Raw genomic sequence first — 20369 nt, forward strand, 5'->3', positions numbered from 1 at the left:
AAAAAAGACTTACATTTTTTTGTAAGTCTTTTTTAAGATATTGAGTTTGGTAGTGTTCCACCAATCAATAAAAGAATAAAACATAAAATAAATAAGTATGAAATTATTGGTAACATTGCTTTTAAATATTTAGCATAGCTCATTCTAGATAATGAACAAACTCCCATTACAACTCCTGAAGTTGGAGTAATCAAATTAACTAAACCTATCGCAAAAGTAAATGCCATAATCGATCCAGAAGAAGCATAAGCTTGTAATTGATTAGTTTTACTATCAACTAAAGATTTAGCTAAAAGTGGAAAAATAGTTGTTGCAAATCCAGATGAAGATGGAATTAAAAATGCTAATGGAATAAATACTATAAACAAAATAATAACCTTAGCTATTTGATTATTAATTCCACCAATTGAACTCAAAATACCTTTAACAAATAAAAATTGTAGATTAGTTTGAACTAAAATATAACCAACTCCAGCAGCTGTTGCTATTATAAATGCTACTGATAAAATATCTGAAGCTCCCTCAAATCATTTTTTAATAAATGCAGTTTCACCAATTGAATTAACAATAGCTAATATAATTGAAGATAACAAGAAAAATGCAGCAACATTATCTAGATCACCATTTCCTCACCCTGGAATAAAAGCAGTTAAATAAGGAATATTTCTTTTAATTCAAACAGCTTGTTCTGCCATTTTAGTACTATTAAAAATTGAATCTCATCCAACTAAATAAAAAATCATTACTAAAAAACTAATTGCAAAAATAACTAAAGAAACTTTCTTTTTTCAATCTAATTTAATAGTTTTGCTTACATATGCTAAGAAAAATTCCTTATCTCCTTCTAGCGTTGAAAAAGTCACAGATTTAGAAGGATTTTTTTTAACTTTTAAAGCATATAAAAGCGTAAAAGTAGTAGAAAAGCTAGTTAATAATAATCAACAAATTATTCTTCAAATTAATCCATCTCCAATTGTTAATTTAACTGTAGAGCTATCAATACCACTATTAATAGCAGAAACTGCAATTGGTATTGCAAATGGATTAACTGTTGATCCAATTACTCCGGTTCCAGCACCAACCATTAAAATTAAAACACCTGTAAAAACATCAAATCCTGCCATTAACATAATAGGAATAAAAATCATATAAAATCCTAATGTTTCTTCAGCAAATCCTTCAACTGAACCAAAAATTGAAAAGAACAACATTAAAGGAATTATAGCAAAAGCTTCTTTTCCTTTTAATTTAGCAATAATAGCTTGTGAAAAGCCTTCTAAAGCTTTTGTTGAAACCAAAATGTATAAAAAAGCACCAATTGAAATTGTAAAAATTATAATATTTGATTTTAAAACAAATCCTTTAATTGGAGCATAAATTACATCAATTAAACCAATTGGTTGAATTGTTGCTAATCCTTTAAAAACAGCATCTCCGCTATGTTGAATAAGATAATCTTCTTTTGCTCAACCTTGATTATTATAAATTCAGCCAAGTGATAAATTTGAATTCATAAAATCAATTCAAGTTTGAGAATTACCTGCATCTAAGTCAGCATGTTTACTAGTTCAACTATCATATATTGGTTTTAAGACAGAATCATATTTTCAATCATCAAAACTAATTGTTTTAACTAACTCTGTTTTAGTTTTTGATCAATATAATATTCAAGAAACTAGCATTAAAATAAGCATAATTAAAATAAGAATACTAAAAGAAGAAATCATCTTTAATCTTTTTTTTCTTTTAATATTACTATTAAGATTATTAACTTCTGTATTTTCAACTTTAATATGCATAATAACCCTTTCTATTTTTTAGTTTTAATATGTATTTAAAAAATGTTAATAATATACATCAAATAATTAAATTCCCTTAGAATTTAAACTTTGTTGTAGTTCTCTATAATTTGGTAAATAATTAGTCACATGTCTTCAAAAATCTTTTGAATGATTAGGATATAAAATATGAGTTAATTCGTGAACTATTACATAGTCAATAATTTCAGAATTAAAATGTAAGAGCTTAGTATTATAAATTATATGTCTTTTTTTTGAATAGCACAACCCTCATTTTGCTTTCATCACTTTAACACTAATGTTTTCAAAACTAAGATTCATTTTTTCAGCTCATATTAAAGTCTGATTAATAAATCAATTTTTATATTCTTTAGCTAAAAAATTATAAATTTTTTCTAACTGAATTTCATTATCATAATAATTTTTAATAATGATTTTATTATTGATCTTTTTAGTATGAATATTTTGATCAACTAACTCTATATCAACCGATTTTTCAAAAATCTTAATTCAAGGCTTATTGGTATAAAAATCATAAGCTCTTAAAAATTCATAATTATTTTGAATTTTTACAAGTCTAGATATATGTTTATAAATAAATTGTTCTATTAAATATACAGGTGTATTAATTGGAGCACTAATTACTATTTGATTATCAATTAATCTTAAAATTGTATTTTTTTGATTTTTAAAATATATATAATAAGTTATCAGATTACCTTGATAACTTAATTGGTGTTTTTCTTTTCTAGACATTAAATTTAAAAAAGCATACATCTCCGTCTTGCATTATGTATGTCTTTCCTTCTAAGCGCATTTTCCCAGCTTCTTTAATTGCTTTTTCACTACCTAATAACAACAAGTCATTAATTGAATAAATATCTGCTTTAATAAATCCTTTAAAAAAGTCAGTATGAATCACTCCAGCACATTTAGGAGCAGTTCAACCTTTTTTAAATTGTCAACTTCTTACTTCTTGAACTCCTGCTGTAAAAAATGTTTGTAATCCCAAAGTATCATAAGCAGCTCTAATTAATTGATCTAAACCAGATTCTTTAATTCCTAATTCTTTTAAAAATTCACTTTTTTCTTCTTTTGAAGCCTCAGATAGATCTTCTTCTATTTTTGCACAAATCTTAACTACTTGAGAATTTGATTTACTAGCAAATTGTTTAACTTGTTTAACATAATCATTATCTTCTAATAATTCAGTATCACTAACATTACATACATAAATAATTGGTTTAGAAGTTAGTAATTGATAACTTTTTAAAAGATCCGCTTGTTCTTCATCTAAATCTAAACTATTTAATAAAGTTCCTTTATTTAAAGTATCTAATAAATAATTTAAAAAATCATATTCAATTTTAGCTAGTTTATCACCTGATTTAAATTTAGGTAAAATTTTATCTAAGCGCTTTTTAACTGTTGCTTGATCTGCTAACATTAATTCTAAATTAATAATTTCAATATCTCTAACTGGGTCAACACTATTTTCTACATGCATAATGTCTTTATCATCAAAACATCTAACAACTTGGCAAATAGCATCAGTTTGTCTAATATTTGCCAAAAAAGCATTGCCTAATCCTTCTCCTTGACTAGCTCTAGCAATAAGTCCTGCAATATCAACAAATTCAATAGTTGTAGCTACTCTTTTTTTAGAGTTAAAAATTCTATATAGTTCATCTAGTCTATAGTCTGGAACTTCAACAATCCCTACATTTGGCTCAATAGTTGCAAAAGGATAATTTGCAGCTTCAGCTTTTGAATTAGTAATTGCATTAAATAATGTAGATTTTCCAACATTTGGTAAGCCTACAATCCCAACTTGTAATCCCATATTATTTACCTTTCTATTTTTTAATAATGATTTAATTTATTTAACAGTTTTTTTAATAATTTTTTTTAATTGTATCTTTAAAGTTTGTCGGCTTAGCTCAATGAACAAATCAAATTGATCACAACTTCTAAATTTATATTTAGCTCCAATTCTAATTAACTCTCATCTTATTGTTTTACTTGGATGTGATTTTTTTAGTTCTATAATATCTCCAATTTCAAGCTCTTCATAGTTCATATTATTTACTCTCTTTTAAAATTTGTTGATATTTTCTTGGATATAAATTATTGGTGTGATCTATTTTTTTATAAAACAAATTAATTCTAGTTCCAAACCCAGTATCTTCTAATTCTTGAATATTAATTAATTTTAAGTTCATTTTTTGATCTTTATTTTTTAAATCTTTAATTTCTTTATAAGCTTTAGGTCCTTTTAATAAAATAAATGAGCCATTAACTTTAACTAATTGCACACCTAATTCTAAAATAATATCTAAATAGGCAACAGCTCGAGAAATTACTATATCAAATTGTTCTTTATAATCATTTGTTAATTCTTCAGCTCTTTTATTCAAAATCTCAACATTATTTAAATTTAGTCTTTTAACTAAGTATTTTAAAAAATTAACCTTTTTATTATTAGATTCAATTAAAGTTAATTTAATATTTGGAAAAAAGATTTTTAAAACAACTCCAGGAAATCCAGGACCAGTTCCGATATCAGCTATTTTTTGATCTATTATTTGAAATTGCTCAACAAATAATAAAGAATCTAAAAAATGCTTTTCAAAAACTTCATTTAGTTCAGTAATTCTTGTTAAGTTATATTTTTGGTTTTCTTCTATTAAAATTTGATAATAAAGATTAAGCTTTTTTTTATTTCTTGATTTATAGTAAAGTTCTTATAATTTAAAAATATATCTCAATTACTAAACATTAAAATAAATTATGCTTTGCACTTAAAAAGTAAATAACTCCACTATAAATACTAAAAAATGTTCCAACATACATTGGAAGTAAAACTAATTGATTTTGTCAATATAACTCAACTCAACCAAATACTTTTAAATTAATAAAAAATAATAATGATAATCCAATCATTTGAAAAGTGGTTTTTAATTTACCACCAATTCCAGCAGCTAGAGTAATTCCTTTTGAACTTAAAATCATTCTAATAAAGTCAATAAAAGTATCTCTTAAAATTAAAACTACTGTCATTCAAATTGGCAAAACTCCTAAACTAGAAAATAAAATTAAAGTAGCATTTACTAATAGTTTATCTGCAATTGGATCAAAAAACTTACCAAAATTAGTTACTAAATTATACTTTCTAGCAATTCATCCATCTAAAAAATCAGTCAAAGAAGCGATAATGAAAATAGCTCCTGAAAAAAATCAAGCAAATTTACTAAAATTATTAAATACAATCCCATTTATATAATGATTAACTAATAATAAAATTATAATAACTGGTACTAAAGCAATTCTAATTGTTGTTAAAATATTTGGAAGATTAATTGTTTTTTGTTTCATAATATCACCTTTTTTAATATACATATAAATTTTAAAAAAATAGATTATATTTTGCACTAAATATATTATAAAACCTAAATTTTACAAAAATAAAACCTACATTCCCCCCGCTACCATAAACACGGACTAAAATTTTTCAATATTATAACAGGATTGTTTTCTGAATTGTACAGGAGACAATCCTTTTAGTTGGATTATACAGGAGACAATCCTTTTAATTTTTCTTTTATTCTTATGTTGTTATATCAATAAATATATTTATGAATCCTTTTAGTTAACTCTTCTACTGAATTATATTTTTCACCATAATAAATTTCTTGTTTTAATAAACCAAAGAAGTTTTCTATAATAGCATTATCTAAGCAATTACCTTTTCTAGACATACTTTGTGTTATGTTATTTTCTTCTAGTTTTTTAACTCAGCTAATGTGTTGATAATGAAATCCCTGATCAGAGTGAATTAACAAACCATTTGTATTTTTAACCTTTTTAAGTGCTTTTTCTAGCATTGAATTTGTTAAGTTTAAGTTAGGATTAGTTTGAATCGAATACGAAATAATTTCATCATTGTAAAGATCAATAATTGGTGATAAATATAACTTTTGACCATTAACTTTAAACTCTGTTACATCAGTGCATCAAACTTTGTTTTCTTGTAAAGAATGAAAATTTCTTTTTAAAACATTATCTGCAATTTTTCCAACAGTTCCTTTATAAGAACTATATCTTCCATTTTTTGTTCTAAATTTGATACACTGAACACCAAGCTCTTTAGTTAACCTTAAAATTTTTTTGTGATTAACAATATATCCTTTTGATTCTAAAGCTATTTTTAGCCTTCTATACCCATATGTTTCAAATGATTTGTTAAAAATATCAACAATCATTTCCTTTAATTCTTTGTTTTTATCTATTGTATTTTCTAACTTATGTTTTCATTCATAAAAAGAAGATTTAGGCAGCTTGGCTATTTTTAAGAGAATAGAAATTTTAACTTTTTTGTGTGTTTTTAGTAATTCTAAAACTACTTTTGTTTTTTCCTTGTTGATTTTTGTTTTGTCAACAAGGTATGGAACTTTTTTCAGAATTCAGCCTCCAACTTATAGTATTCAACTTATTCTTTTAATTCCTTAATCTGTTGTTCATTGTTAATTTCTACTTGAGATTTCTTTATTTTAGTTGGTTTTTTATTAGGGTTTTTCATATTTTTCTTAGGTCTCCCTATATTATTATTTAACCCTAAAAATCCATATTCTTTATACTTTTTAAATCATCCAGCTATAGTTGATGAATAAACAATATTAAATTTTCTTGCAATTTCATCATAAGACTGATTAGTTTTAAGTTTATATAATACAATTTTGAGTTTTAATTTTGGACTATAATAAGGTTTTTTATCCTTATTAATAAGTCCTTCAATTCCGAATGCTTCAAATCTATTAATTAAATTTTTTACAGTTGAATCTGAAATATTATACTTATTTGCTAAATAAGTGCTCCTTTTTACATTAAGTTTTTTAGCTTCTTTAACAATTTTTAACTTTTTTTCTAAATCTAATTTGGACATATAAAAACCCCATTTCCTGGATTTTTAGTCCGGAATATGGGGTTCGGGGGAATTAAGCTGTAGGTTTTTTACTAACTTGTGCTTCTGAGTTCTCTAAGTCATATTTTTTTCTTCTTTTTTCTTGAATGAATCAAAAAGCAGAAACTGAGACAAGTTCTAATAAAGTTAAAAGAACAAATAATGGACCTTGATAGAAATTAGCTTTAAATCAACTAGTATTTTTAGTTAGCACTTCTAGTGGAACAACAATAGTAAAGAAGCTCATTGTTACAAATAAAACTAGACATGATGCTGCAATTGATCCTAAAACTATAAATCCTTTTTTCTTTTCAACTTCAACTTTATTAGTTTTTCTATTAAATAACGCCCCAATAATTAATGTAACAATCATTACAAATGATAAACAAGCATTAGAAGTTGCAACTATTTGAATTGGATAAATTACTCCATTAGTTGAACTAATTGCTTGTTCAACTGTTGCTGTATTTGTTAATCCAACTGTAGCTAAAGTTCCAACAAGAATAAATGTTGAAAAAACAGTAATAGCAAGACACGCTTGAATAATTCCTATTTTTTTCAATGAAATATCTTTTTGTGATGGTAAATATAATTCATCAATAATATCTGATTCAATAACAACAAATGATACATAAGATAAATTATTAGATCCAATTGAACATATTACTATAATAATTACTGATGTTAAAATATTAGCAATTCTTGAAACAACACTACTATCAGTGGCTTTAACAACTTTTCCACCATTAAACAATCTTTCTAAAAGTTTAACAATTGATCCATCTGGTGAACCCATTAATAAAGAAATTGCTATTAAAGTATAAAATACTGAAACAAAAATCATTCCAAAAATTAAAGCTTTGGGAACTACATCTTTGTGTTTTGCTTTTCTTTGTGAATTACATATAAAAATAAAACCATCAAAAGCAAATAAAATTCCACCAAAACCTCTAAAAAATAGCAATGGATTAAAGTTGGTTGTTGATCATTCTTCTCTTTTTATTTCTCCAGTTGGAGTAGTTGTATCAAATCCACCACTTAAAAAAGCACCATTTTTATCAAATAAAACTACACCAGCAATAAGAGCTATAACTAAAGGTATAAATTTGAAAATAGTTCCAAATGCTTGATATTTTCTAGATATTGATAAGTTAAAAATATTAATTAAGGCATTAATAATTATAATTACGATTCCAGTTGATAAAAATATTAATAAAAAGTGAATACCTTTTAATTGTGCAGTACTAAACATCATCAAAATGAATGTTATAAAAAATGAAACAAACATTGATTGCATTACTGGTAAATAAAAAAAGGCATTTAAAATTGCAAAAAATGATCCAACTTTTCTATTAATAAAAAGTTTAGTTCAAACTCCAATAGTTCCACTTCCACCGTTTCTAGTAGATGATGCTATTTCTAAAAACAAATAAACCATTGATACACAAACAGTTCCAACTATAATTCATAAAATAATGGCAATTATAGGGTTTCTTGTATCAAGTAGAATTTCTTTATTTTTAAAATAAACTCCAGCACCAACAACAGAACCTATTGTCATTGCAAATAAAGTTAAAAATTCTAATAATTTTCCTTTATTTTTCATATTTCCCTTCCTTTATTTTTATATATACTCATAAGTTTAAGTCTATTAATGAAAATAATAACACATTATAAGCAGTTATTACAACTAGATATTTTGTTTCGTTGGATTATTAAACAAAATGATATCTTACCAATTATATGTTTTGGATCCAAAACATATAATTGGTAAAGGAGGTTAGAATGTTTACTATTTTAGACAATAAGTCATATGCAGAAATTAAAAAACGTATATTAGATATCTTTGCAAAAGATCCTAAAAGATCATGTTTATCAATAGCAAAGCAATTTAATAAATCTGTTTCTACTATAAAAAGATATAAGAAAGAATATCTTGATTTTATAAATACCGGAAAGGAGATAATACTTTCTCATAAAAATGTAAATAACAAGAATGCACAAAAATATAGTGATGAAACCAATATACAACTTAGGTGAAGTTTATCAAGGAGAAATGAAAATAACAGGAGGAGAGAACAATAACAATAGTTGTTCATTTTTGACGTTGAAAAATTATCATAGTTGTTTAGAAAAAAATTTGGTTATAAGATTTCATATTCTAATTTAGATAAAAGATTAATAAAACAGGGTTTTGCTAGTGCGTACTGTAAGAGAAAAACTAGAAAAGAAGTAAAAAAAATAAGAAAACAAAATGAAGAAAGCAAAATTATTAAGTACAGCAAAGACTTAGTATTTTACACACCAAAAGTAGTAGAAAAACATAGATTAGCAACGGCTAATAACTATAAATTTGGACAAGTTTTAGAAGTTGACGGATGTACTCACTACTACTTTCAAAATGATACAATTGCAACATGTGTCGCTGTTGTGGATGTTGGAACTAATAAAGTATTAGACATTTATTTTGAGAGTCAAGAAGAATCTCTGAATTCATATCAAAGAATATTTGAAAACGTTTTTCAAAAATACGGTTATCCTATGAGAATAATCACTGATAATAGAACTAACTTTAAGAAAGATGAAATAAACAACTCTAGAACGCGTTTAGAGCTTGAAAAAAGGGGTATAGAAGTTGTTTCTTCATCAAACGCTAATGCAAAGCCACACATAGAAAGAAAATGAGATACAGTGCAAAAGAGTGTTCCTTTTTATTTCAAACAAAAGAATATAAAAACAATTGAAGAAGCTAATGCTATAAAAGACGAATTGATTGAATATTTAAACAGTATATGTAAAATACGTGAAAAAGAAAGCGTTTTTAGAAAACTAGAAAATGAGGCGGTTGAATCCTTCTTTGACATACCTATTAAAAGAAAAATTATGAACGGAGTGGTTGAATATTAAAAAAATATTATGCTGCATTTAATGAAAATGGGAAGAGATATAAGTTCAACAAAAACAAAAGTATTGAATTTGTTATAGGTGCAGATGAGAAGTTCTACTTTAGAACAGAAACTATGCGTTTTAAAGCTGAAATATTAGAAAAAGGGTCTCATGATTGAGGAATAGCTGATATAGCAAAAAGAAAACAATTAGATAAAGAAAGAAAACATGATTTAAAAACCCTAGGAACAATAAATAAAACAAGATGAATTCATACTGTATTAGATAAGACTCTTAACAGCATTAAAAAACACCCGAGTGGATTGCCCAGTGAAGTAGTCGATGAACTATCAGGACTTGTCTCAGGTGTTAAGAATGAATGTTATCGCATATCATTCGAACTCAAAGAAAAATTAGGCTTATTGGATTAGTTTAATTTTCTAATTTCCTTTGATAAGATTATTATAACTTAAAAATTAAAGGTTCATTTTGTTTAAAAACCCACGCTCATTTAGATAAGACATTCTAATTTTATGTGTTTACCCGATAGCTTATAATATTAATTCAAATAATAAAATTTAACCACAATTAGAAAATAAAAAACTAAACAATGATTATTTAGTTTAATAATTAATTAAAAATTCCCAATTTTGGACACTATATTTTTAAAATAGACTTCAATTCTTGATATATTTTAATGTTTCAATAAAAAAGTTTTAGTGTAATGCTATATTTCTAACAATTCCGCAAGGTCTTGAACATATTTCAACGCCTTGCGTTTTTTTCATTCTGTATCATTTATTACTTCAACTTTGTAACTCCTCAAATATTCTATAATCTGTCTGAATAAGTAGTTTTGATGAAGATTTAGTTTTATTAAATTGTTCTTAACTTTTGTCGCAATTATTAGCGACAAGTAGTTTATAAACTCTGTTGTGTAAACTTTCATTTCTGAATGAACTCTTGTTTTTGATAGTTCCAAAATATTTTTGTAAAAGTTAAACATTTCTTCAATTTCTCATCTTTGATCATACAGTGTGTATACATCCTCTAATGAAAGGTCAACATTGGATTCGAAAACAATGACTCCAAAAAATTGATTATTTTTATTGAATTCATCAATGTTAAATGTATTTCTTTTTAGATGCTTTTGATAGTTTCCAACACTTTCTTTGTCAGCTATTTCTAAGTCTTTAAATAGATAAAAAAACTTTCCATCTATTTGCTTTTTAGACCCTAGTAATTGCTTATCTTTAATTTTTACAGGGGGTCAAGTTTTCATCAAGTTTTTCTGCTCTAATTAATGTTGTATTTCTCTTTAATGCCAAAAGATACTTAACATTTTTATTCTGTTCTAAAAGCTCTGTAATTGCTTTAGTTCTAAAACCTTTATCAGCAACTAATATTTCCCCAGTGCTAGGCGCATTTTCCAAAAAGTCCTCAAAAATAGTCGAATCCAGCATATTTCCTTGGTATGGTCTGTGATAAATTGGCTCTTTGGTATATAAGTCACAAGTGTAAAGTAAGGTAAAATCTTTGCTACCTTTAACCTTCCCTTTTCTTGATCATTGAGAAAAAGTTACTTCATCTGAATTATAAGATTTAAGTGTGCCATCAATAATTTGCACTCTACCTTTGAACTCATTTATTCTGTCTAACATGAAGTTATGTATATTTGAATATGCCCTACCAGTTTTTTCAAAGAAGTCTGGTAGTAATGATTCAGATAAACCAACCTTTTTAAATAATTCAGACATAAATGAAGTTTCATAGTAAAACTTTAAATCACGATTAACGACTTTTGGATAGGCACATCTAAGAATAGCAATTACATATAATTTGTAAGCTGTTGATGAATCAAAATGTGTTAGTAATTTTTCCAAAATATCATTGCTATTTTTTGTAAAAATTGCTATGTTACCATAGTCTTTTATATCAGTTTTTTCTTGATTTTTCTTAGATCTTGTACCTACTGGGATAGGTGTTTCAAAAGGAACAAATTTGTAATCTACTATTTCGCCAACGATTGCCAAATCTTTTGGAATTGCTTTTCCATTCACATATTTGCTGGTTCTTTTAACAACTTTAAATTTTCCAAAGTAGTTCTTTACAACTGTGTTTTTAGGTCTTTCAACTTGTCTTATCTCAACTGGAATTGCCATTTTCAAATCCTCCTAAATATATAGCATTATAACTATATATAACACAAAATTTTAATAGAAAAATAAATAAAATTAATTTTTTATGATGACATTAGCAACATTTTTTAAGTCTTTGTCAGAAAAATAAATAAAAAAATGTCTACATTGTTCAAAATTCGACATTTTGTATAGTATTATGGGGTATAACTTTTATATTATAAAATGACAATAATATATTAAGACAAAAAAATACCACAGCAGCTCTTCTGTGGTACCATAAATGAAAGTTCAAGTGCATTTTTATGCGTATGAATTTTTTAATAAATGTTTAAAAATACTTTTATATTTTTTCAATTAATTTATTTAGTTGCATCAATAAATATTTTCATTGTCTTATTATCTGATGCATTGATAAATGTTTCATAAGCTTGCATCATATCTGAAAGATTAAATCTATGTGTAATTAAATCTGAAACAGGTAATTTTCCAGTTGAAACAGCATTAATTAACATTGGCAATGTATTTGTATTAACTAATCCTGTTGTTAATGTAATGTTTTTAATTCATAGATTTTGAACATTGAAATTAACTGGTTTTCCATGCACACCAACAATTGAAATATTTCCGCCTGCCTTAACAATTTGCTGACAAACATCTCAAGTTTGAGGAATCCCTACTGCTTCAATTGCAACATCAACACCATCTTCTCCAACAATTTCTTTTAAATTATCAAATAATTTTTCATCTGGTACTAGTGTATGTGTAGCCCCTAATTTTCTAGCCATTTCTAAACGATTTTTATCTAAATCAATTACGATTAGATGCCCTGGTGAATACAATTGGGCAGTTAATAGGGTACCCATCCCTACTGGTCCAGCTCCTATAATTGCAACAGATTTTCCTGGACTAACATGTCCATATTGCACACCAATTTCATGACCTGTAGGAAGTGCATCTGATAGCATAACTGCAATTTCATCGTTAATTGTTTGTGGATATTTGTATAAACTATTATCTGCAAATGGAACTCTTACATATTCAGCTTGTGTTCCATTGATCATATAACCAAGTTTTCATCCACCCTCTGTTTCGCGACAGTGTGAATATAATTGTTTTCTGCAATTATCACATTTTCCGCAAGGAGTAATACATCCAATTAAGACCTCATCACCGACTTTAACATTGGATACGCTTTCTCCAACTTCTTCAACAATTCCGATTCCTTCATGTCCTAAGATTCTACCACTTGCTACTTCAGGATTTTTTCCTTTATAAATTCCTAAATCAGTTCCACAAATTGTTGTTCTTGTTACTTTTACTATTGCATCTGTAGGTTTTAAAATTCTTGGTTTATCAACTAATTCAAGAGAAATATTATGTTTCCCGTGATAAACTAAAGCTTTCATTTTCATAATTTATATTTCTAAACCTCTTCTTTATATTTTTCTTACATTTCTTACATAAAAATTATAACCCGAGTTTTACACTTGTTATGCCAACAAATAAATAAATCTGGAATATCAAACAAAATGATATCTTACCAATTATATGTTTTGGATCAAAAACATATAATTGGTAAAGGAGGTTAGAATGTTTACTATTTTAGACAATAAGTCATATGCAGAAATTAAAAAACGTATATTAGATATCTTTGCAAAAGATCCTAAAAGATCATGTTTATCAATAGCAAAGCAATTTAATAAATCTGTTTCTACTATAAAAAGATATAAGAAAGAATATCTTGATTTTATAAATACCGGAAAGGAGATAATACTTTCTCATAAAAATGTAAATAACAAGAATGCACAAAAATATAGTGATGAAACCAATATACAACTTAGGTGAAGTTTATCAAGGAGAAATGAAAATAACAGGAGGAGAGAACAATAACAATAGTTGTTCATTTTTGACGTTGAAAAATTATCATAGTTGTTTAGAAAAAAATTTGGTTATAAGATTTCATATTCTAATTTAGATAAAAGATTAATAAAACAGGGTTTTGCTAGTGCGTACTGTAAGAGAAAAACTAGAAAAGAAGTAAAAAAAATAAGAAAACAAAATGAAGAAAGCAAAATTATTAAGTACAGCAAAGACTTAGTATTTTACACACCAAAAGTAGTAGAAAAACATAGATTAGCAACGGCTAATAACTATAAATTTGGACAAGTTTTAGAAGTTGACGGATGTACTCACTACTACTTTCAAAACGATACAATTGCAACATGTGTCGCTGTTGTGGATGTTGGAACTAATAAAGTATTAGACATTTATTTTGAGAGTCAAGAAGAATCTCTGAATTCATATCAAAGAATATTTGAAAACGTTTTTCAAAAATACGGTTATCCTAAGAGAATAATCACTGATAATAGAACTAACTTTAAGAAAGATGAAATAAACAACTCTAGAACGCGTTTAGAGCTTGAAAAAAGGGGTATAGAAGGTTTCTTCATCAAACGCTAATGCAAAGCCACACATAGAAAGAAAATGAGATACAGTGCAAAAGAGTGTTCCTTTTTATTTCAAACAAAAGAATATAAAAACAATTGAAGAAGCTAATGCTATAAAAGACGAATTGATTGAATATTTAAACAGTATATGTAAAATACGTGAAAAAGAAAGCGTTTTTAGAAAACTAGAAAATGAGGCAGTTGAATCATTCTTTGACATACCTATTAAAAGAAAAATTATGAATGGAGTGGTTGAATATCAAAAGAATTATTATGCTGCATTTGATGAAAATGGGAATAGATATAAATTCAACAAAAACAAAAGTATTGAATTTGTTATAGATGCAGATGAGAGCCTATACTTTAGAACAGAAACTATGCGTTTTAAAGCTGAAATATTAGAAAAAGGATCTCACGATTGAGGAATAGCTGATATAGCAAAAAGAAAACAATTAGATAAAGAAAGAAAACATGATTTAAAAACCCTAGGAACAATAAATAAAACAAGATGAATTCATACTGTATTAGATAAGACTCTTAACAGCATTAAAAAAACACCCGAGTGGATTGCCCAGTGAAGTAATCGATGAACTATCAGGACTTGTCTCAGGTGTTAAGAATGAATGTTATCGCATATCATTCGAACTCAAAGAAAAATTAGGCTTATTGGATTAGTTTAATTTTCTAATTTCCTTTTATAAGATTATTATAACTTAAAAAATTTAAAGGTTCATTTTGTTTAAAAACCCACGCAGTTATTACAACTAGATATTTTATTAATAAATAAAAAAGAGCCGCTAGGCTCTAGCTAATTTTTTTACTAACACTTTTACTCTTTTATATATTAAACAAAATATTGTATGATTAATTACTAACTTTATAATAGTAAATAAAAAGGTTATACCCAATATAGCAGGATTTGGTTTTTGTCCATATAATTCAAATATAAATGTAGCATTGCTTACATATGCAACCAAACTACCAAATAGTGTTGCAAATATTGAAGATAAAATAACAAATAATATCTCAAATTTTATAAAAACTTCTAATTTATTTGAATGAATAAACACTTTTTTAACAATAAAAAAAATTATTGCAAAGCCTATAATTGCTGATCCATCAACTAACATTAATGATAATAGTCCAACAGGTTCGCTTCCTAGTAATAATCTCATTCAAACAGAAGCAACTGTAAATATTAAACCTCAAAATAAATTAGTTGATATTAAAACAACAGCTGATACTCAATAATTAATTTCTAATTTTAAATAAGGTGCACTTGCAAAAAGTACTAAAGCACCCATTGCATATTTAGAAAATAAAGTTAATAATATTTGTAAAGCAAGTAATGTTGCTAAAAGTGCGATTTTGTTAGTAGATAGTAAAAAATATTGTCTTAGCATTTGAACTTTACTATATTTTGTTTGTTTTTCTAGTTCAAAATTATTATCTTGTTCTTGTTTTTTGTTGTAAGCTATCATTTTTTAAACAAAGACCTCCTATAAGTCTTTTGTTTTGATTATATCAAAGAATAGCAACAAATATTAGACCCAAAACCATTAGCAATAAGAATAATGATCCTTGAGAATGTTGAGCTTTTCATCAGCTATGCCCGTTTCTAATAACACCTAAAGGAACTATAAAAGTAAACAATCCCATTAATGAAAAGAAAATAAAAGTAATCAATCCAAAAATTGCTAATGGTACAAATCCTTTAATTTTTTTAACTTCAACTTTGTTAGTTTTTCTATTAATGAGAGCGGCTACTATCAAACTAGCCATCATAGCAAATGATAAACAAGAACAAGTTGAAGACATAATTTGAATTAAATACAACATTCCTGAAGCTGAATCAGTTGCTTCAATAACATTAATTTGTTTATTTAACCTAATACTTGAACTTGCACCAACAATAATAAAAATTGCAAAAATTGCATATGAAATTACACCTTGAATTAAGCCAATTTTTTTAAAACGGTGTTTATCATCAACAGATTTTACATAACTTAACTTATCAATAACATCTGATTCTAAACCAGCCATTCCAATATAAGAATAAGCATTTAAACCTAAAAAACAAATAATCATTGAAATAATTGCAACTATCACTTTAACAGTGTGATTTACTTGATTTTTTAATGGTTGACCATTATTAAATACTCTTTCTAATAATTGTTCAATAGAACCATCTGGAGATCCTAAAATTAAAGAAAGTGACATTATTAAATAAAACACTGCAGCAAATGCCATAGCTGAAACTAAAGCAATTGGTACAACATCAGCGTGTTTTGCTCTTTTTTTGGAATTACAAATATAAATAAAACCATCAAAGGCAAATAAAATTCCACCAAAACCTCTAAAAAATAGCAATGGATCAAAATCAGTACGAGATCATTGCTTTGATGAATCAGTTATTCCTCTAACATTAACCCCATTATTTTGCAAAGCACCAAAATGATCAGCTAAAATAAATCCAGCAATAAGTGCAATAATTAGTGGAAAAAATTTAAACCCTGTTCCAAAAATTTGAATTGCTTTAGATCCTTTAATACTAAATACATTTAATATATTAGTTAATAAGATAATAACAGCACCAACTAATAAAAAAATTAATAAATATTGATAGCCATATAACTTAAGATTAAAAATATTTAAAAAATAAGCTAATAAAGCTGAAGTAAAAATTGCTTGGTTAACCGGAGCATAAAACATTGTTTGAAAATTAGCAAAAAAAGAACCAACTTTATGTCCAAAAAAAGCTCTTGATCAAGAACCAATAGTTCCATTTTCTGTAGAAGAAGATATTTCTAAAAATAAATAAACTACAGCTATACAAGAAATTCCAACTGCAGCTCATAATACAATAGCAATGATTGGATTGTGTGTTTCAATTAAAATATCTCTATTTTTAACATAAATACCAGATCCAACAATCGTCCCAACAGACATCATAAACAAAGTTAGAAACTCAAAAAATCTAGACTTGTTTTTCATATATTAAACCTTTCTTTTAACTTTAAAAATATCATAAAATTAAAAAATATAATAGTTATTATAATCAATTTTTAAAAATCTTTAAATATAATTTTTTAATTAATTCACCAATAATTCAAGCTAGTATTTCTAAAGATAATAAAACTAAAAACCATCAAGATAAATTAGTATTATTTAAATTAGCAACCATTACACTAAAGCCTAAGCTATTAGAAAAATTACTACTAATAAAAGCGATTAAAAATGGAACAGTACTAAAAAATAACATACCAATTAGCATTTGACTAGAAGCTAGTGATTTAAAAAACGATACTTTTTGTGTTCTTAAAACTAAAATAATCATAATATGAGTTAATATACACTCAATAAAATAACAAATTTGAAATAACTCTATTGAATGTTTATCTGATCCATTTATTTTAAAACCAAAATATAAAATTATAAAGTTAATAAAACTAATTATAGTTTGAGTTAATCCATTAAATATAGCAAAAGGAACAATTGATTTAATATTTCATTTTTGTGGCTTTTTAATAGTTGATTCATCAACATTATCAAATACAAAAATTAAATTTGCAAAATCAAAAATTAAATTTTGAATAAGTAACTGAATTGGTGACATTACTTCAAATTTAAAAAAAATTGTAGCTAATAGTAAAGTTAATAAAATTCCAAAATTAGAAGCAACTGTGATTTTAATGTATTTAATCGCATTACTAAAAGTTTTTCTTCCAATAATAAAAGCATGTTCTAAAGCATTTAAATCTTTTTCTAATAAAATAACATCAGCAGATTGTTTTGCTAAACTAGAAGCATTATTTACTGAAATTCCTACATCAGCTTTTTTCAAACCAATAGCATCATTAACTCCATCACCTAAAAAAGCTACAACGTTATTGTTCATCAAACTATCTATTATTTTAGCTTTATCTAGAGGAGATAATTTATAAAATATATTTACTGACTGACTAATATTTTTTAGATTATTTTCATTTAATTTATTAAGATCTTTTCCTATTAAACTACTATTAGTATCAATTCCAACTTGTTTACATACATTTTTACAAGTATATAAACTATCTCCACTTAGTACTTTAATATCAATATTGTAATCTTTAAAAGTTTTAATAACTTGTCTAACATTATCTCTAATAAGATCATTAAACACTATCATTCCTAAATAAATTAAATCTTTATTATCAATAACATCGGAATGTTTATAACTTAAAATTAAAACTTTATAACCTTTTTTAGTATAACTATTAACTTGATTTGTAATTTTATTTTTATATTGTTCATCTAAACTAATAATTTGATTGTTTATATTAATAAAACTAGTAATTTCTAAAATTTCTTCTAAACTACCTTTAGTAATTAATAAATTAGATTGATTAAGTTTAATTAAAGCTGAAGATATTCTAAAGTTATGATCAAAACTTAATTGATCAATAAAATTGACATTATTTAAATTGGTTTTAAATTCATCAACAATAGCTTTATCAATACTATCAAATAAGTTATTTTGAAAATAAGCATTATAAAAAAAGTAATCTTTTAATAATTTATTTTTATGATTATTAATATCTAAATAAGTGCAAATATTAATTTTATCTAATGTTAAAGTTCCAGTTTTATCAGTTGTTAAAACATTAACTGATCCAATATTTTGCATAACCGATAGTTTTTTAATAACAACTTTATTTTTAGATAATCTTTTTGAAGCTAGTTTTAAATTAGATGAAATAATAGCAGGTAAAGCTTCAGGGGTTAGTGAAACAGCTATTGACAAACCAAATACTAAACTTGAAGTTCAATTACTAATTCCACTCTTTAATAAAGAAATAAAAGTAATAATAAATACTAGAATAGAGATTAAATAAATTAAAATCTTAGTAACTTTATTAATTCCTTTTTCATAATCAGTAATAAAATCATCTTTTATTAAATCTAATAATGAATTAGAATAATTATCTTTATTAAGATTAATTACAACAGCTAAACAATTTCCAGAAACTACTAAAGTTTCTTTATATAAAATATTTTGTAATTCTAAAAAAGAAATATTATTGTTATTAATTTGCTTTTTAATAGCTTTAGATTCACCAGTTAAAGTTGATTCATCTAAATAAAGATTTTCAGCTCAAATTACTCTACAATCACTAGGAACAATATCTCCTTTTGTTAAATAAACAACATCTCCTATTGTTAGTTGTGATTGTTTTTCTTTTATAAGATCAGCTTTAATACTTTGATAATTTAATGAATTAAAATCATTTATTTCATGATTAACTATAAAAACATCATTTTCTATTATTTTAGTTAGTTTTAAATTAAGTTTATAAGCTTTATATTCTTGAATAAAATCCACAATAGAAGCTAAAAAAATCATAAAAATTATTATTAAAGCAGAGATTAAAGTAATTCAGTTTTTTTGAAATAAAAAATAAATAATAAATTCTAAAATTCCAATAAATCACAACAACAAATTAAAAGGTTCAACTAAACTCTCTAATATTTTTTTAAATATTGAAAATTTTTGAACAACAATTTGATTAGTTCCAAATTTTGAAATATTATCTTCTCTAGTTTTACTATTTAAACCTATTTTTGTATCTAAAAAACTATTTAACTCATTAAGATTTGTATTAGCTATTTTAATTACATAATCTTGTTTTTTATAATCTAAAGATTTTTTAAAATTATCCTGTTTTTTGTTAAACATAAATACCTTTCAATACAATAATTAAAGAATTACAAAAATACACACTACATAAGACAAGATAAAATCATTTCTTCATCCTTTTTTGCAATTTTACCAACTATTCAAGAATCACCTATAATATTTATTTTGTATTTTTTATAAGAGTTAAATACTTTTAGTGCTTCACTAAAAGTTTTTTCATTTAAGATACCTCTTTTTTCGAATTTATTTTTTATTCTATAACCAATAATTGTAGAAAGCATTTTAATAAATTCTGTTTCATAAATTGAAATATCACTCTTTGTACACCTTACATTTTGTATAAATCATCTTAATAAAACTCGTTACTAGTTTGATTTTTAATTTTTGTTTGAATATTTTATAAATGCGAATTGATATAAATTTTGATTAGAACCTAAATAATAGCTCAAACTTATCTTT

The 20369-nt window shown here is 25.2% G+C and carries 19 protein-coding genes and 2 pseudogenes; 6 read left to right on the forward strand and 15 right to left on the reverse strand.

Annotation, left to right across the window (positions count from 1 at the left end):
- Window positions 1-32 precede the first annotated feature (32 nt).
- The 8 genes and pseudogenes from V2P32_RS04700 to V2P32_RS04735 form a co-directional block, all read right to left on the reverse strand.
- Complete coding sequence (locus V2P32_RS04700; protein ID WP_434343521.1) at window positions 33-1799, reverse strand: YfcC family protein; 1767 nt, start codon at window positions 1797-1799, stop codon at window positions 33-35.
- A gap of 66 nt (window positions 1800-1865) precedes the next feature.
- Entirely contained in the window at window positions 1866-2576 is a 711-nt protein-coding gene (locus V2P32_RS04705) for a SprT family zinc-dependent metalloprotease (RefSeq protein WP_434343522.1), read from the reverse strand.
- Window positions 2548-3642, reverse strand: coding sequence for a redox-regulated ATPase YchF (ychF, locus tag V2P32_RS04710; RefSeq protein ID WP_434343523.1), 1095 nt, complete (start codon window positions 3640-3642; stop codon window positions 2548-2550). The genes V2P32_RS04705 and ychF overlap by 29 nt, the downstream gene beginning before the upstream one ends.
- Before the next feature lie 36 nt (window positions 3643-3678).
- Entirely contained in the window at window positions 3679-3879 is a 201-nt protein-coding gene (locus tag V2P32_RS04715) for a DUF951 domain-containing protein (protein ID WP_107669340.1), read from the reverse strand.
- 1 nt (window position 3880) lies between these two features.
- Window positions 3881-4578: pseudogene (gene rsmG, locus V2P32_RS04720) on the reverse strand (16S rRNA (guanine(527)-N(7))-methyltransferase RsmG).
- Entirely contained in the window at window positions 4578-5174 is a 597-nt protein-coding gene (pgsA, locus tag V2P32_RS04725; protein ID WP_434343524.1) for a CDP-diacylglycerol--glycerol-3-phosphate 3-phosphatidyltransferase, read from the reverse strand. The pseudogene rsmG and the gene pgsA overlap by 1 nt, the downstream one beginning before the upstream one ends.
- 194 nt (window positions 5175-5368) lie before the next feature.
- Window positions 5369-6741, reverse strand: a pseudogene (locus V2P32_RS04730) (IS3 family transposase).
- Window positions 6742-6793: 52 nt separating this feature from the next.
- Window positions 6794-8365 (reverse strand): APC family permease, encoded by a 1572-nt coding sequence (locus tag V2P32_RS04735; RefSeq protein WP_434343525.1) that lies wholly within the window; start codon window positions 8363-8365, stop codon window positions 6794-6796.
- Window positions 8366-8544: 179 nt separating this feature from the next.
- Here V2P32_RS04735 and V2P32_RS04740 point away from each other — a divergent pair, with 179 nt between their 5' ends.
- The 3 genes from V2P32_RS04740 to V2P32_RS04750 all read left to right on the forward strand — a co-directional run bounded on the left by V2P32_RS04740 (window position 8545) and on the right by V2P32_RS04750 (window position 10076).
- Window positions 8545-8844, forward strand: coding sequence for a winged helix-turn-helix transcriptional regulator (locus V2P32_RS04740; RefSeq protein ID WP_434343526.1), 300 nt, complete (start codon window positions 8545-8547; stop codon window positions 8842-8844).
- A gap of 39 nt (window positions 8845-8883) precedes the next feature.
- Complete coding sequence (locus V2P32_RS04745) at window positions 8884-9666, forward strand: hypothetical protein (protein WP_434343527.1); 783 nt, start codon at window positions 8884-8886, stop codon at window positions 9664-9666.
- 113 nt (window positions 9667-9779) lie between these two features.
- Window positions 9780-10076: a hypothetical protein gene (locus tag V2P32_RS04750; RefSeq protein WP_434343528.1), complete on the forward strand. Its 297-nt coding sequence runs from the start codon at window positions 9780-9782 to the stop codon at window positions 10074-10076.
- 296 nt (window positions 10077-10372) lie between these two features.
- Here V2P32_RS04750 and V2P32_RS04755 read toward each other — a convergent pair whose 3' ends face one another.
- The 3 genes from V2P32_RS04755 to V2P32_RS04765 form a co-directional block, all read right to left on the reverse strand.
- A complete protein-coding gene (locus V2P32_RS04755) occupies window positions 10373-10927 on the reverse strand; it encodes a transposase (RefSeq protein WP_434343529.1) in 555 nt (184 codons plus the stop codon).
- Complete coding sequence (locus V2P32_RS04760; RefSeq protein ID WP_434343530.1) at window positions 10899-11807, reverse strand: transposase; 909 nt, start codon at window positions 11805-11807, stop codon at window positions 10899-10901. Before V2P32_RS04760 ends, V2P32_RS04755 begins: the two co-directional genes overlap by 29 nt.
- 338 nt (window positions 11808-12145) lie before the next feature.
- The gene (locus tag V2P32_RS04765) at window positions 12146-13198 is read right to left on the reverse strand and encodes a zinc-dependent alcohol dehydrogenase family protein (RefSeq protein WP_434343531.1); all 1053 of its coding nucleotides are present in this window, start codon (window positions 13196-13198) and stop codon (window positions 12146-12148) included.
- A 178-nt stretch (window positions 13199-13376) separates the two neighbouring features.
- On the opposite strand from V2P32_RS04765, the gene V2P32_RS04770 reads away from it, so the two are divergent.
- From V2P32_RS04770 to V2P32_RS04780, 3 genes are read left to right on the forward strand one after another with little or no spacing between them, the layout of a single operon-like run.
- Entirely contained in the window at window positions 13377-13676 is a 300-nt protein-coding gene (locus V2P32_RS04770) for a winged helix-turn-helix transcriptional regulator (RefSeq protein ID WP_434343526.1), read from the forward strand.
- A gap of 39 nt (window positions 13677-13715) precedes the next feature.
- Window positions 13716-14246 carry a hypothetical protein gene (locus tag V2P32_RS04775; RefSeq protein WP_434343532.1) on the forward strand — a complete coding sequence of 177 codons (531 nt, stop codon included), beginning with the start codon at window positions 13716-13718 and terminating at the stop codon, window positions 14244-14246.
- A gap of 34 nt (window positions 14247-14280) precedes the next feature.
- A complete protein-coding gene (locus V2P32_RS04780; protein ID WP_434343533.1) occupies window positions 14281-14850 on the forward strand; it encodes a hypothetical protein in 570 nt (189 codons plus the stop codon).
- Between the two features lie 180 nt (window positions 14851-15030).
- Here V2P32_RS04780 and V2P32_RS04785 read toward each other — a convergent pair whose 3' ends face one another.
- Genes V2P32_RS04785 through V2P32_RS04800 form a run of 4 tightly spaced genes read right to left on the reverse strand, consistent with a single transcriptional unit; the run spans window position 15031 to window position 20191 of the window.
- Complete coding sequence (locus tag V2P32_RS04785) at window positions 15031-15714, reverse strand: ECF transporter S component (RefSeq protein ID WP_434343534.1); 684 nt, start codon at window positions 15712-15714, stop codon at window positions 15031-15033.
- Window positions 15680-17227: an APC family permease gene (locus tag V2P32_RS04790; protein WP_434343535.1), complete on the reverse strand. Its 1548-nt coding sequence runs from the start codon at window positions 17225-17227 to the stop codon at window positions 15680-15682. Before V2P32_RS04790 ends, V2P32_RS04785 begins: the two co-directional genes overlap by 35 nt.
- A gap of 58 nt (window positions 17228-17285) precedes the next feature.
- Window positions 17286-19949, reverse strand: coding sequence for an HAD-IC family P-type ATPase (locus tag V2P32_RS04795; protein WP_434343536.1), 2664 nt, complete (start codon window positions 19947-19949; stop codon window positions 17286-17288).
- A gap of 44 nt (window positions 19950-19993) precedes the next feature.
- Complete coding sequence (locus V2P32_RS04800; RefSeq protein WP_434343537.1) at window positions 19994-20191, reverse strand: hypothetical protein; 198 nt, start codon at window positions 20189-20191, stop codon at window positions 19994-19996.
- Window positions 20192-20369: the final 178 nt, after the last annotated feature.

The organism is Mycoplasma sp. 06067-C1-B144P-99-0482-3 (assembly GCF_051053925.1).
Taxonomy (GTDB): domain Bacteria; phylum Bacillota_I; class Bacilli_A; order Mycoplasmatales; family Mycoplasmataceae; genus Mycoplasma; species Mycoplasma leachii.